A 13878-nucleotide genomic window follows, 5' to 3' on the forward strand; every position below is an offset into this window, starting at 1 on the left:
TTATCGTTCGCGTCTCTGGTCACTGACCCTAAGACTTCGCGCTCGTTCCGTCGCCGCGGCCGGCATCGACGCCATCGCCTGCTCCAGGAAGGCTCGCAGCAGCCGGACCCGTGCAGAGCCTTTCATCCAGAGGAGCCCGAGCCGTCTTGGTTCGGCCCGCAACGGCAGCTTCAATTTCGCCAGCGACAGACCTTCGGGCCATGGCGGGGTCCAGTCTGGAACGAGGGATACGCCCAGTCCCTGGTCGACCAGCACGGCGATTGCATCGAGGGTCGCCAGTTCGAAGCGTTCTTTGGGGCGGATCCCCGCGCGGCTCAAATAGTTGTCGACCAGTCGACCGCCCCAAAGGCTTCGGCCGTATCGGATGAACGGCTCGCTTCTGAGCACGCTGTGAGCGTCCGATCCAGCCATCGACGCGGGCGCAATGACGAGCAGGGGCTCTTCGCGCAACACGGCCCATCCGCTCGCTTTCGACATCGCAAAATGCGGCTCGACGATAATCGCGCCGTCCAGTTCACCGCTGAGCACCTTGGCGTAGAGGTCGGTGGATGATCCGGGAACGACATCGATCTCCATTCCAGGATGGACCTCCTGCACGGTTGTCAGGATCTTCGGCATCAAACCGGTAATGGCAGTCGAGACCGCACCGACGCGCAGCTCTCCGCTGTATGTCTCGACCGTGAGGGCCGCCTTCATATCTCTTACATCGCGCAACAGGCGGCGCCCGAGCTCGATCATCTCTCGTCCCGCTTCGGTCGGCGTCACCGTGCGTCCCGAGCGGATGAGAAGACGAACGCCGAACTCCTTCTCGAGCGTCCGCGTGCGGAGCGCGACGGCGGCCGGCGTCAGGTTGAGGCGGCGGGCAGCCTCGGCAATCGAGCCGCCTTCGACCACCGCGACAAAACTCTCCAGAAAGTCGGTGTCCATAACAAAAGAAAAACTATCTTCTAAAGGCAGAAAACGCCAGCTTTTTTGCTGTCCGGGGGCGGGCCATGATCGTTCACGAGGAGCAACCGCGTCTCGCGGGGGCTACAACAGGCAACAGGGAAGGGAGCTAAGGGCTTTCATGACATTCACGCGTCGTCGCGCCGTTCTGTGCGCATTTGCTGGTCTCGCAATCGCAGCCACGTCGGCCAGGGCTGAGATCAACGGTCTCGAGATCATAGCGCCAGCCAATCCGGGCAGCGGCTTCGATCAGACCTCTCGGGCCGTGCAGGAAGCGCTGCTGCAAAACGGCCTCGCCAAAGGCATCCAGGTCGTCAACGTTCCGGGAGCCGGAGGCACCGTAGGTCTCGCCCAGTTCGTCTCGTCGAAAAAGCCGGGCGCAAGTTTGCTCATGATCGGCGTCACCACCGTCGGCGCAATCCTGACCAACAAGGCACCGGTCTCACTCGATGATGCATTTCCTCTCGCGCTGCTGCTGCGCGAATACAGCGTGGTGGTCGTGCCGGCGAAATCGGACGTGATGAGCGTGGCCGACCTCGCCGCGAAGGTGAAAGCGAATCCCGCGACGGTGCGATGGGGCGTCGGCTCCGCCGGCGGCATCGACCACGTGATTGCGGGACAGTTCACCAAGGCGGTGGGCGCGGATCCCGGTAAGCTCAACGGCATTCATTATCCCGGTGGCGGCGAACAGTTGGCGTCGATCCTGGGCGGCCACGTGACGGTGGGCGTCGGCGGAGTGCCGGAGCTCGCATCGCAGATCAAGTCCGGCAAGCTGCGGGCGCTGGCTGTGTCCTCGCCCGAGCGTCTGGCGGGCCTCGACGTGCCAACTCTCAAGGAGCAGGGCGTCGACGTCGCCATAGGCACCTGGCGCGGGTTGATGGCGTCGAAGCACGCGACGGATGCGGAAAAGAAGGAATTGAGCGCTGCGATCGAAAAGATGGTCGCCACACCGACCTGGAAGAGCACGCTTGAGAAGTATGGCTGGCTCGATGCCTACCGGTCCTCAGAGGGGTTCGCTGCGTTCCTGAAGGAGCAGCAGGCGATGATGAAAGGCGCGCTCCAGGACGTCGGACTTCTGAAGCAATGACTGCGGCCCGCGATCGAGGGACCGCCGTGCCGCCATTGATGCGCAGCAAGCTGTTCGTGCCGGGGTCGCGTCCGGGGCTCTTCGCAAAGGCAGCGGCTTCTGCGGCGGACGCGCTGTCATTCGATCTCGAAGATGCGGTCGCATCCGACCGCAAGGCCGACGCCAGGAGAGCCGTGGCGGCGTGGTTGCAATCCCGTGCGGCGTCGAAGGTGATCGTCGTTCGGGTCAACGGCTGGTCGAGCGGGTTGTTCGAGCAAGACTTGCAGGCCGTCGTCCAGCCTGGTCTCGATATCATCAATCTGCCGATGGTCGAGAGCGCCGATGAGGTTCGCGAGGCTGCCAGGCTTCTCGATCGGCGGGAGGCTGCGGCAGACATTGCGAGGCCGATCGGCCTCCTTGCGAACATCGAGACGCCAAAGGGCCTGCGAATGGCGGCGGAGATAGCAACTGCGAGCGAGCGCGTCGTCGGACTTCAGATCGGCTACGCCGACCTGTTCGAACCGTTCGCCATCGATCGGCGCGATCTTCATGCGTTGAACCATGTTCGCGTGACAGTTCGTCTTGCTGCGGCGGAGGCCAAAGTTCCTGCCTATGACGGCGCCTTTGCGGGCGTCGCCGAGCCGGACCTGTTTCGCGCGGAGTGCGAGGCGGCGCAGCGGCTTGGATTTGCGGGCAAGAGCTGCATCCATCCCTCGCAGGTGCCGATCGCCAACGCCTGCTTCGTGCCGCGTCCTGCCGAAGTCGAGCAGGCGCGACGTATCCTGGCTGCCGCAAGCGAAGCGGCGGAACAAGGTGTCGGCGCCTTTGTAGTCGACGGCCGGATGATCGACGAGCCGTTCCTCGTCAGTGCGCGAGCGGTCGTTGCGCTGCACGAGCAGCATCAGCGAAGTCTTATCGGAGAAGGACGTCAATCGAAATGACTGACACCACACTTCACAAGCGGGATTATCGCGCCGGAGATCGCGGAACGCTGGACGGTGTCCGCATCCTCGATCTCTCGCGCCTGTTTGCCGGGAACGTCTGCACTCAGGTCCTTGGAGACTTCGGTGCCGAGGTGATCAAGGTCGAGCCGCCGGAGGGCGACACGCTACGCGCCTGGAAGACCGAGGGCGTCAGCACGCACTGGAAGATCTATGCGCGCAACAAGAAGAGCCTGTGCCTCGACCTGAGAAGTCCGCGTGCAACGGATATCCTCAAGGCGCTCGTTCCATCAGTGCATCTTCTGGTCGAAAGCTTCCGGCCGGGCGTGCTCGAGAAGATGGGCCTCGGCCCCGAGACCTTGCTCAAGCTCAATCCAAAGCTCGTGATCATGCGCGTGTCCGGTTGGGGCCAGGACGGGCCTTACAGCCAACGGCCCGGTTTCGGCACCGTCATTGAAGGCATCTCCGGCTTTGCGGCGATCAACGGTTTTCCTGACCGGGAGCCGGTCCTTCCGCCGATGTATCTGGCCGACGGGATCGCCGGCCTTTACGGGGCGACGGCAGCGATGATCGCGCTGCGGGAAGCCGAAGTGCGGGGCGGGCGAGGGCAGGTGATCGACCTGCCGCTGCTTGATCCGCTGTTTGGGATTCTGGGCCCGCAAGCCGCGAACTATCGCCTGACGGGCAAGGTCAAGCCGCGCACCGGCAGTCGATCCACCAACTCTGCGCCTCGCAATGCCTACCGGTGCAAGGACGGACGGTATGTCAGCCTCTCCGGATCGACCCAGAAGATGGCCGAGCGTCTCTTGCATTCGATCGGCCGTCCGGAGTTGATCGAGGATGCGCGCTTTCGCACAAATGCCGATCGCGTCAAGAATGCCGAAGAGCTGGACGCCATCATAGGTCGCTTCATCGCCGAGCGAACGCAGGTAGAGAACGTCGCTTTTTTCGAAGCCGCGGAAGTGACCATCGGCCCGATCTACGATACCGAGCAGATTCTGGCCGACCCGCACTTCATCGCGCGCGAGGTCATTGCCGACTACCCCGATCCGGATATGGGCTCGCTGCCGATGCATCACGTCGTGCCGCGCCTCGATGGCACGCCGGGCTGCATACGGACCCCCGCGCCCGCTTTGGGAGAGCACAACCGCGAGCTGCTGACCGAGATCGGAATTGACGACGCGGCGTATGCCGAGCTGGTCGCTTCCGGTGTCGTTCGCGGAGGCCCCGCTGCGAAAGCGGGACAGGCGGGGTGACCGGCCCATACGCCAATTCGTCCGGCGCGCGGCGCCCTGTCGTTTCCGTTCCCCGCGTCGCCTGCGACGCGCACATGCATGTCTATGACGCGCGTTTCGCATTCGACGGGCCGATGGTCGATCGCGGGACCGCCGGCGACTACCTGCGGATCCAGTATCGCCTGGGGACCGCGCGCACAGTGGTGGTGACGCCGCGTATCTACGGCACGGACAATCGCGTGACGCTCGACGCCATCGAACGGCTCGGCCCGGACCGGACACGCGGCATAGCCGTGCTGCGTCCGGATGTAAGCGACGCGCAGCTGCAGTCGATGAATGACGGCGGAATCCGCGGCATCCGTTTCACGCTCTTTACACCCGAGCGCCAGGTGACGGACTTTACCATGGTCGAGCCGCTGGCACAGCGCGTGCACGAACTCGGGTGGCACGTCCAGCTTCACTGGACCGCAGCGCAGATCGTCGATCATGCGGAGCTGCTCCAGCGGCTGCCGACGACCATCGTGTTCGATCACCTCGCTCGCCTGCCTGTGACGGACGGCATCCGCCATCCGGTATTCGATGTGGTGCGCCGGCTGCTGGAACGCGACCGCGCGTGGATCAAACTGTCCGGAGCCTACCTGGATTCGCAGGTGGGTCCGGAAGGCGGATACCGCGACCTCGACGACGTCGCGCGAGCCTGGGTTCGATTGGCGCCGGAGCGCCTCGTCTGGGGCAGCGACTGGCCGCATTCCACCGAGCAGACAAAGCCGGACGACGCAGAGCTGCTGGATCTTCTTGGCCGCTGGGCTGACGACGAGGCAACGCGCCGTCGCATCCTGGTCGAGAACCCGGCCCGACTCTATGACTTTCCCAAAACCGAAGGAGACATCTCGTGAAGGCGAGACTTGTGAAGACTTTCTCTGTCATGGCTCTCGCCATATCGGCAGCGTGCATGGTCTCGCCTGTGCTGGCCGATTATCCCGACAAGCCGATCCGGATGATCGTGCCTTATGCGGCGGGCGGCGGCGCTGACAACGTCGCGCGCATCATCGGGCAGCGCCTGAGCGTTTCGCTCGGCCAGCAGGTGATCGTCGATAATCGCAGCGGCGCGGGCGGTGCGATCGGTGCGGATGTTGTCGCCAAGGCGGTGCCGGACGGCTACACCGTGCTCCTGGACGCATCGGCCTTTGCCGTGAATCCGGCGATGCGCAAGCTGCCGTTCGATGCGCAGGCGGACTTCGTTCCAGTCTCGCTGGTCGTGATCGCTCCCAACATTCTGGTCGTGTCTCCGTCATCGCCTTACAAGACGATGGCCGAGTTCCTCGATTATGCACGCAAAAATCCCGGCAAGCTCAGCTTCGCATCCGCAGGACCGGGCACGGCCTCACATCTGGCCGGAGAAACGCTCAATGAACTGGCGAAGCTGGATCTGCTGCACGTGCCATATCGGGGTGGCGCTCCCGCGCTCAATGACGTCATGGGTGGACGCGTGTCGAGCTACTTCGGCAACACCGCATCGACCCTCGGCCATGTGGCGTCCGGCTCGCTGCCCGCGCTTGCGATCGGCTCCGCCAAGCGTTCGCCGCTGCTGCCCGACGTGCCGACGCTGATCGAAAGCGGCCTTCCGAACTTCGTGTCGCAGGAATGGAATGGGGTGTTCGTTCCGAAGGGCACGCCTGCGGATGTTGTTAAACGTCTCGCCAAGGATATCGCGGCGGCCGTCGCCGACCCGGCCCTCAAGACGAACCTGGAGAAGCTGGGACTCGAGCCCGTCGGCAGCACACCTGAGGAGTTCAGCAAGTTCGTGCAGACCGAAATCGCGCGTGCGGCATCGGTGGTGAAGGCCCGCAACATTACGGTCGATTGAGACGAGGGGGCGGCTCGCCGTCGTTGATGACTGTTCGGAGCCCGGATGGGACCCGGCTATCGAGATGTCCTGCGCCCTGATCGATGACCCTGTTGCCCGGCGGCGACGTTTGCCGCCGGGCGTTTCAGCTTTGCCGCGCTCTCGAGATGACGGCGCATCAGACGGGCTGCAGTCGCCTGGTTTTTCGCCTCGATCTGCTTGAGAATTTCAAGATGCTCGCGGCAGTTGGTGACGACGCGTTCGTGGCCGAACGTCCAGTCGTAGTTGCCGAAGCGGCGCAGCCGGTTCTGCTGCTGAACCGCAACCAGCAGGTAGCGATTGCCGGAAGCGGCGGCCAGTCCTTCGTGGAACGTGGCATTCATTTCGTAGAGGGCGATGCTGGCGGTGTCGCTCCATGGCATCGCCATCATCTCTTCGTGCTGACGGCGCATCTCGGCGATCCACGCCGGATCGCAGTGGAAGCCCGGCTCCAACAGCGCCGCCGGTTCGATGAGAAGCCGGTAGCGATAGCTCTCCGCCCGCGCCTGCGGATCGGAGATCGTCGGCAGAAAACGCCAGCCGTGTCCCGGCTTTCGCTGGACGGCCGCCACCTCGGATAATCTCGTCAGAACGCGTTGAACGATCGGACGCGTGGCAGCATATCGCTGCATCAGATCGCGTTCCGAGACATCAAGAGGAAGTTTGCCGGCGCGGCGGTCACGGGCGATCGCAAGGAACAGGCGGTCGACATCTGTCACTGTCGGACGCCGCGCAACCTTGTGTTCCGCAGGCGCGCCGTTCGCGACGAAATACCCCCGTCGCTCTCCCGGCCGGATCAGTCCGCGGTGGCCAAGCAGCCTGAGCGCGGCGCGCACCGGTGTGCGCGACACATGCAGTCGCTCGGCCAGAGCGACCTCTCCGAGCCGCGTGCCGGGTTCGAGTTTCTCCTTGCTGATGAAATCGAGAATGCGCGCCGAAAGCTCGTGCTGAAGCGGGCTGGGGGGCAATTGTCTCGGGCGCAAAAATTTTTGTTTCATGTCATTACAAAATACATTAGCGTCGATGCGCGTGCAAGCGAAGGGGGCTACCGATGGTTGAACCGTTTCCGCTGATCGAGATTTCCGGAGCTCCGCGCGAGCGTGGCCGGCAGTACGGCCGCCAGGCCGCCGACCGGATCCGAAAAGGCACGCTGCACTACGTGGCTCAGCTCAAGGAACTATCGCTCGACCGTGACGGCATTGCCGTCCTGGTGCGCGAGTATCTTCCGGTGATCGAGGCGTTCGAGCCGACCTACATCGAAGAGATGCACGGGATCGCCGAGGGTGCGGCGATTCCGTTCGAAGACATCGTGCTGTTGAATGCGCGCACCGAAATCATCAAGCTGGCGAAACCTGAAGTCCGCGCGCGCCTTGCCGCGAAGGAAGATCCGGACGGATGCACGGGTGTCGTCGTTCTGCCGCAGGCAACGCAGGGCGGCCGGCTGATCCATGCCCAGAACTGGGACTGGAAGCGCGAATGCGCCGAAACAGCCGTGGTGCTCAAGGTCCGTCGTGACGACGGGCCGGATCTCATGACCTTCACCGAGGCCGGCGCACTCGGTCGCTGCGGCTTCAATGCGGTCGGCATCGCCATCACCGCGAACTACCTCGAATCCGATCGCGACTACCGCCAGGTCGGCGTGCCACTCGCGCTGATCCGTCGCAAGGTGCTGGAGAGCGAGCATCTGGCCATCGCCATGCGCACGGTCTACTGCACGCAGAAATCGGCGGCCAACAACATGATCGTCAGCCATTGCGAAGGAGTGGCGATCGACTTCGAATGTGCGCCCGACGAGACATTCCAGGTGCATCCCGACCGCGGACTGCTGGTGCACGCCAATCATTTCGTCAGCCCGGTTGCACTCGGCAAGCTCAAGGACACCGGCATCCTCAACACGCCGGATAGCCTCTACCGCGACATCCGCGTGCGGGACCTGCTTCAGCCGCACCTTGGCGCGATCACGCTCGACACGGTCAAGACCGCGTTGTTCGACGATTTCGCGAGCCCGTGGTCGGTCTGCCGTCCGCCGCGGCGCAACCTCAGCAATAATCTCAGCGCCACGGTTGCGATGATCCTGATGGAGCCGCAGCGCGGGATCATGGAGGTGGCGCCTTTACCGGCATTGAACCGGCAGTTCACCACCTATCGTCTGGACGGCTCGGATGCAGCCCGGTCGGCCGCCGATCAGCAAACCGTTGCGAGGGCCTCATGAGGCGTATCGACCGGCTCGCTGCGAACCTTGCCGCCGGATTGACGTTGGCTCTGATGGGCTTCGTCGCAGCGCCGGCTGAGGCCGGCGGCGGTACGCTGCGCACGCGCATGAACGCTGACATCCGCTCCACCGATCCGGGCACCAACCGTGATGCCAATACCGACGGCGTGGTCGCCCATATGGTCGAGGGGCTGGTCGCGTTTCGCGAGGACACCTCGATCGGACCGATGCTGGCGGAAAGCTGGACGATCTCCGAGGACGGGAAGACCTATACGTTTCGCCTGCGCTCCGGCGTCAAGTTTCACAATGGGGCGACGATGACCGCGGACGACGTGGTCTGGTCATTCAAGCGCTGGCTCGATCCGGCGACGCAGTGGCGCTGCCTGACGGAGCTGAACGGCAAGGGCTTTGCCAAGATCGAAGCTGTCGACGCGGTCGATCCCCAAACCGTAGTGATCAAGCTCGATCAGCCGACGGCGCTGTTCCTCGGCACGCTGGCGCGACCGGACTGCGGACAGACCGCGATCATTCATCGCGACTCGGTCGGCCCTGACGGCAAATGGGTCGCGCCGGTCGGGACCGGCCCGTTCAAGTTCGGTGAATGGAAACGCGGCCAATACATCGAGCTTGTCCGCTTCAACGATTATTCGTCTCGCACCGAGGCGCGCGACGGTTATACCGGCGCCAAGACGGGGGAGGTCGACAGGGTTCGTTTCAATTTCATCCCGGACAGTTCCGCCGCCAAGGCCGGCCTGTTGAGCGGCTCGCTCGACGTCGTTGCCAGCCTGTCGGTCCCTGACCTTGACGACCTGAAGGGGCGCAATGACGTTCGGCTCAGCATCACGCCGGCGCTCGGCCTCACCGGCATCCTGATGCAAACGACCGATCCGCTGCTGCGGGACGTTCGTATCCGCCGCGCACTGGCGCTCTGCCTTGACACCAAGGAGATCGTCGACGTGATCACGCACGGCACCGCGCGCCCCAACAATTCCGCGCTGCCGCTCGGCAGTCCCTTCTATGGTGCAGTGCAGGCGGAGGGCTACAAGCAGAACATCGCGGAGGCCAAGCGGCTGCTCACTGAGGCTGGCTACAAGGGCCAGCCGATCAAGATGATCGCCAACAAGCGCTACACCAACGTGTTCGATTCCGCTGTTCTTGTGCAGGCGATGGCGGAGGCCGTCGGCCTCAAGATCGACATCGAGGTGCTTGACTGGGCCACGCAGCTCGACCGCTACAACAAGGGCGACTACCAGGCGATGGCGTTTGTCTATTCGGCACGCCTCGACCCTTCGCTCAGCTTCGAGATGCTGACCGGACCGAAGGCGACCCAGCCGCGCAAGGTCTGGGACAACCCGCAGGCGCATGAGCTGCTACGCGAGTCGATGTTGACGCTGGATGCCGCGAAGCGGCAGTCGCTGTTCGACGAGCTGCATCGCCGCTTCATCGCCGATGTGCCGATGATCGTGCTGTACAACGGCTCCGAGCTCGCAGCGCTTCGCAACAACGTGAAGGGCTATGCCGGCTGGCTGTTTCCGCAGCCGCGCTTCTGGGGTGTGAGCCTGCAATGATTTAGACAGTGGGGACGTCGCCGATGCTAGGGTACCTCGCCAAACGCCTCGCGATGACCGTTCCGACGCTGCTTCTGGTGGCGATTGCAGTGTTTACGCTGGTCCGGCTGATCCCTGGCGATCCGGTGCAGGTGATGCTCGGCGACACCGTTGATCCGGCACAAGCGGAGCTGCTGAAGCAGCAGCTCGGTCTCGACCAACCCATTGCGGTGCAGTTCGTCTATTGGCTTGGCAAAGTCGTTGCCGGCGATCTCGGCCATTCGATCACCAATGGCCTTGCGGTGCTGCCGCTGATCCTGGAGCGCTTCCAGGTGAGCGCCACCATCGTTCTGGTTTCCGTCGCCATCGCGACCCTGATCGCCGTGCCGGCCGGCCTGATCGCCGCGTGGCGACAAAACAGCGTCACTGATCTTGCGGTCGTCGGCGGAGCGACGCTGCTTCTGTCGATTCCCAGTTTCTGGCTCGGCTTGCTGTTGCTGCTCCTGTTCGGACTGAAGCTCAAGTGGCTGCCGGTGATCGGCTACGTGCCGTTCACGGAAAACTTTGGCCAGGCTCTGGCCTTCGTGCTGCTGCCGATCGCGACGCTGACGATGATCGAGATCGGCGTTCTCGCCCGCATGGCCCGCGCCGCTTCGATCGAGGTGCTGCGGCTCGAATACGTCACGCATGCACGCGCCAAGGGTGTGCCTGAATGGCTGGTGCTTGGGCGCCACGTCCTGCCCAATGCGTTCGCGCCGACCTGGACGCTGATCGGTCTCGTGCTTGGCAATCTGCTGGGCGGCATCGCGGTGATCGAGACGGTTTTCACGCTTCCGGGCCTCGGCCGCCTGCTCGTCGACTCGATTTTCGCGCGCGACTATCCGGTGGTGCAGGGCTGTCTGCTGTTCACGGCGGCGATCTACGTCGTCGTCAACCTGATCGTCGATCTCTGTTATCCGTTGTTCGATCCACGGGTGGCTGCGGAATGAAGATACGCGCCAACACCGCGATCGGCGGCTTCCTGATCGGCGTTCTGGTCGCGACCGCAGTGACTGCGGCATTCTGGACCCCATTCGACCCGCTGCGTGTCAATCTTCGCGCACGGTTGCAGCCGCCTTCGGCGCTCTATTGGCTCGGTACTGACGAGTTCGGTCGTGATGTTCTGAGCCGGACGATGGCCGGTGCCGGCACAAGCGTCACCGTCGCGTTTCTCACGGTCGCTTTTGCGGTCGTGATCGGCGCCGCACTGGGCGTCGTCACCGGCTACGTGCGCGGCTGGACCGACCGCGTCATCATGGCCGTGAACGACGCACTGCTCGCCTTTCCGGGCATTCTCCTGGCGCTCGGCGTGATGATCGTGGTCGGCGCAAACAAGTTTGGCATCGTGCTGGCGCTGGGGCTTGCCTACATTCCGTCGGTCGTACGTGTCGTGCGCGGCACGGTGTTGTCGATCCGCGAGAAGGAATACATCGAAGCCTCCCGCGTGATCGGCAATTCCGAATTCTACTCGATGGCGCGTCATGTCCTGCCGAACAGCCTGGCACCGGTTGCCGTGCTGGCGACCAGCATGTTCGGCTGGGTTCTGCTGGCGGAGAGCGCACTCAGCTTCCTCGGCCTTGGCGTGCCGCCTCCAGCTCCGACCTGGGGGAACATGCTGGCGTCAAGCCGGCCGTACATGGAGAGCGCCGCCTGGCTCAGCATCGCGCCGGGACTTTGTATTGCGCTGACGTTGCTCGGCATCAACCTGCTCGGTGACTCGCTGCGCGATCGCCTCGATCCGCGGATGGCACACGGATGACCGCACCTCTGCTTGATATCGAAGGCCTGCGCATCGAGGTCGAACGGACCGGGGCAGCGGTCGTTGATGACGTCTCCTTCCAGATTCGCTCCGGCGAATTCCTGGCTGTCGTCGGCGAATCCGGCAGCGGCAAGACGGTGGCGGCGCGCGCCGTGCTCGGCCTGTTGCCGCCGGGTCTGCGCCGGGTGAGCGGCCGCATCGTGCTCGATGGCAAAGATCTCGCGAAGGTCTCGCCCAAGCACTTGCGGGCGTTGCGCGGACCGGCGGTCGGTATGGTGTTCCAGGAGCCGATGGTTTCGCTCAATCCGGCGATCAGCGTCGGCCGGCAGATGGCGGAAGGTCTCAGCCTGCATCTGCGCCTTCCGCGGCAGGAGATCAGGGCGCGTTGCCTCGACATGCTGGCGCGCGTGCAGATTCGCGATCCGGCTCACACCTTCGATGCCTATCCGCACGAATTCTCCGGCGGCATGCGACAGCGCATCATGCTCGCTTCGGTCATGCTCCTGAAGCCGAAGCTCCTGATTGCAGATGAGCCGACGACGGCGCTCGATACGCTGACGCAACGCGAGGTGCTCGATCTGATGGTGGATCTTGCGCGCGACCACGGCACGTCCGTCGTGCTGATCACCCACAACCTTGGTCTGGTCGCTCGTTATGCGCAGCGCGCCGTCGTTATGCAGCAAGGCAGGCTGGTTGAAACCGGCGCCGCACGGCAGATCCTTTCAGCGCCGCAACAGGTCTACACCCGCCAGCTTGTCGAGGCGCTGCCGCGGCGCACGACCGGCGCGGTTCGGCGATCGGCCGGCGAACTGCTGATGAGCGTCAGCGGCCTCAAGGTCGAATTCGGCGGACGCCGGCGCTTCTTCCAACGCAAACCCGGGATGCGCGCGGTCGATGGCGTCGACCTCGACATTCATGCGGGCGAGACGGTCGCCGTGGTCGGTGGCAGCGGTTCGGGCAAGACCACGCTCGGTCGCGCGATGTTGAGGCTTATTCCGTCGGCAGCAGGACAAGTCCGCTTTCGCGGCAAGGATGTTCCGGCGGTGGCCGACAGGGATTTTCGGCTGTCGTCGCAGCTCGTGTTTCAGGATCCCTATTCCTCGCTCGATCCACGCATGCGCGTCGGCGATATCGTAGCCGAACCGCTGCGGCACGTGACCGGGCTTTCGGCGGGCGATCGCGCGAAGCGCGTCGACAGGATGCTGGACGAGGTCGGGCTCGCCGGTTTCGGCGGCCGCTGGCCGCATGAACTCTCAGGTGGCCAGCGCCAGCGCATCGCGATCGCGCGCGCCATCGTGCGTGATCCACTGTTCGTGGTGGCGGACGAACCGGTTTCCGCGCTCGACATGACGATCCAGGCGCAGGTGCTGAAGCTGTTCGAGCGGCTGCAGGTCCGGTACGGATTCGCCTGTCTGTTCATCAGCCACGATCTCGCCGCCGTCGAGCAGGTCGCCGACCGCGTGGTCGTGATGCAAGGCGGCCGCATCGTCGAGCAAGGATCGCGCGACGACATCTTCGACCGCCCGCAACACGACTACACGAAGGCGCTGCTGGCGGCTGCGCCGGTGCTGGATTTCGGTAAGCCCGACGAGCAGCGCGTGCGCGCCTAGATTGCATGGATGCATGAGGCGATGTGGTCTTCTCGTTGGTGAGGCGAGATACGGCGTCGTAAAGCGGGCCAGCGAGCACCCGATATTGGATCGCACCCTGATTCCCGGGTATTGAACGCCGGCTGTCCGGCTTCCTGGATGGGGGCAGGCAGTGTTCGTCTTCATCAAACGGCGCGCAAGCCACAACCAGTGTGATCAAAATGCGGGATTTTCGTGAGTATCTGCGAGCCTATTGGGTTTACGTCCGGACCCATGGCTGGGTGAGGGCGCTCGCGTTCGTTCTGGTGTGGGTTGCCGGAATGTTCGTCCCGGCGGGACTGGGAGAACTGGTGGAATTGCCGAAATGGCTCGCAATCACCTGGATGATCGGATGGGCGATGCTCGGCTATATTTTCGCACCTTACGGAATGTGGAAGCAACAACGGAAGGCGGCGCTGAAATCCGTCTCGCTGGATCGTGGGTCGTCCGATCAACCGAAGTGATTGCGCGGCAGACGCGACACGGACACATGTGGTTCCAACAACCGCGTCCTCTTAAAGTGTCTCGCTGACCGGATAACGCGGATCATTTGAAGCGCGGATGGCGCGCACGGCCCAAGTGTTCTAAAAGGATGCGCCCCCCAAGTTTTTGAAGGAGACG

The 13878-nt window shown here is 63.8% G+C and carries 13 protein-coding genes; 11 read left to right on the forward strand and 2 right to left on the reverse strand.

The genetic code is table 11. The features are described 5' to 3' along the window. A complete protein-coding gene (locus RCO31_RS16145) occupies positions 1-927 on the reverse strand; it encodes a LysR family transcriptional regulator (RefSeq protein WP_308969442.1) in 927 nt (308 codons plus the stop codon). Positions 928-1066: 139 nt separating this feature from the next. Here RCO31_RS16145 and RCO31_RS16150 point away from each other — a divergent pair, with 139 nt between their 5' ends. Genes RCO31_RS16150 through RCO31_RS16170 form a run of 5 tightly spaced genes read left to right on the forward strand, consistent with a single transcriptional unit; the run spans position 1067 to position 6054 of the window. Then, positions 1067-2032 (forward strand): tripartite tricarboxylate transporter substrate-binding protein, encoded by a 966-nt coding sequence (locus RCO31_RS16150; protein WP_308969443.1) that lies wholly within the window; start codon positions 1067-1069, stop codon positions 2030-2032. Then, on the forward strand, positions 2029-2952 hold the full coding sequence (locus tag RCO31_RS16155; RefSeq protein WP_308969444.1) for a CoA ester lyase: 924 nt from the start codon (positions 2029-2031) through the stop codon (positions 2950-2952). Before RCO31_RS16150 ends, RCO31_RS16155 begins: the two co-directional genes overlap by 4 nt. Continuing rightward, a complete protein-coding gene (locus tag RCO31_RS16160; protein WP_308969445.1) occupies positions 2949-4208 on the forward strand; it encodes a CoA transferase in 1260 nt (419 codons plus the stop codon). Before RCO31_RS16155 ends, RCO31_RS16160 begins: the two co-directional genes overlap by 4 nt. After that, positions 4205-5083, forward strand: a complete 879-nt coding sequence (locus RCO31_RS16165) for an amidohydrolase family protein (protein ID WP_308969446.1) — start codon at positions 4205-4207, stop codon at positions 5081-5083. The genes RCO31_RS16160 and RCO31_RS16165 overlap by 4 nt, the downstream gene beginning before the upstream one ends. Beyond that, the gene (locus tag RCO31_RS16170) at positions 5080-6054 is read left to right on the forward strand and encodes a tripartite tricarboxylate transporter substrate binding protein (protein WP_308969447.1); all 975 of its coding nucleotides are present in this window, start codon (positions 5080-5082) and stop codon (positions 6052-6054) included. The genes RCO31_RS16165 and RCO31_RS16170 overlap by 4 nt, the downstream gene beginning before the upstream one ends. A gap of 56 nt (positions 6055-6110) precedes the next feature. Here the strand turns inward: RCO31_RS16170 and RCO31_RS16175 are convergent, their stop codons facing one another. Then, positions 6111-7040: an FCD domain-containing protein gene (locus RCO31_RS16175; RefSeq protein ID WP_308969448.1), complete on the reverse strand. Its 930-nt coding sequence runs from the start codon at positions 7038-7040 to the stop codon at positions 6111-6113. Positions 7041-7123: 83 nt separating this feature from the next. Between RCO31_RS16175 and RCO31_RS16180 the strand changes: the two genes are divergently transcribed. The 6 genes from RCO31_RS16180 to RCO31_RS16205 all read left to right on the forward strand — a co-directional run bounded on the left by RCO31_RS16180 (position 7124) and on the right by RCO31_RS16205 (position 13721). Continuing rightward, positions 7124-8284 carry a C45 family peptidase gene (locus tag RCO31_RS16180; protein WP_308969449.1) on the forward strand — a complete coding sequence of 387 codons (1161 nt, stop codon included), beginning with the start codon at positions 7124-7126 and terminating at the stop codon, positions 8282-8284. Positions 8285-8337: 53 nt separating this feature from the next. Continuing rightward, the gene (locus RCO31_RS16185) at positions 8338-9852 is read left to right on the forward strand and encodes an ABC transporter substrate-binding protein (RefSeq protein ID WP_374991494.1); all 1515 of its coding nucleotides are present in this window, start codon (positions 8338-8340) and stop codon (positions 9850-9852) included. Positions 9853-9875: 23 nt separating this feature from the next. After that, positions 9876-10820 carry an ABC transporter permease gene (locus tag RCO31_RS16190; protein WP_308969451.1) on the forward strand — a complete coding sequence of 315 codons (945 nt, stop codon included), beginning with the start codon at positions 9876-9878 and terminating at the stop codon, positions 10818-10820. After that, positions 10817-11629 (forward strand): ABC transporter permease, encoded by an 813-nt coding sequence (locus RCO31_RS16195; RefSeq protein ID WP_308969452.1) that lies wholly within the window; start codon positions 10817-10819, stop codon positions 11627-11629. Before RCO31_RS16190 ends, RCO31_RS16195 begins: the two co-directional genes overlap by 4 nt. Then, positions 11626-13239 (forward strand): ABC transporter ATP-binding protein, encoded by a 1614-nt coding sequence (locus tag RCO31_RS16200; protein ID WP_308969453.1) that lies wholly within the window; start codon positions 11626-11628, stop codon positions 13237-13239. Before RCO31_RS16195 ends, RCO31_RS16200 begins: the two co-directional genes overlap by 4 nt. A 200-nt stretch (positions 13240-13439) precedes the next feature. Then, on the forward strand, positions 13440-13721 hold the full coding sequence (locus tag RCO31_RS16205; protein WP_308969454.1) for a hypothetical protein: 282 nt from the start codon (positions 13440-13442) through the stop codon (positions 13719-13721). Positions 13722-13878: the final 157 nt, after the last annotated feature.

Origin of the sequence: Bradyrhizobium sp. LHD-71 (assembly GCF_031157255.1) — a bacterium.
In the GTDB taxonomy this organism is placed as follows: Bacteria; Pseudomonadota; Alphaproteobacteria; order Rhizobiales; family Xanthobacteraceae; genus P52-10.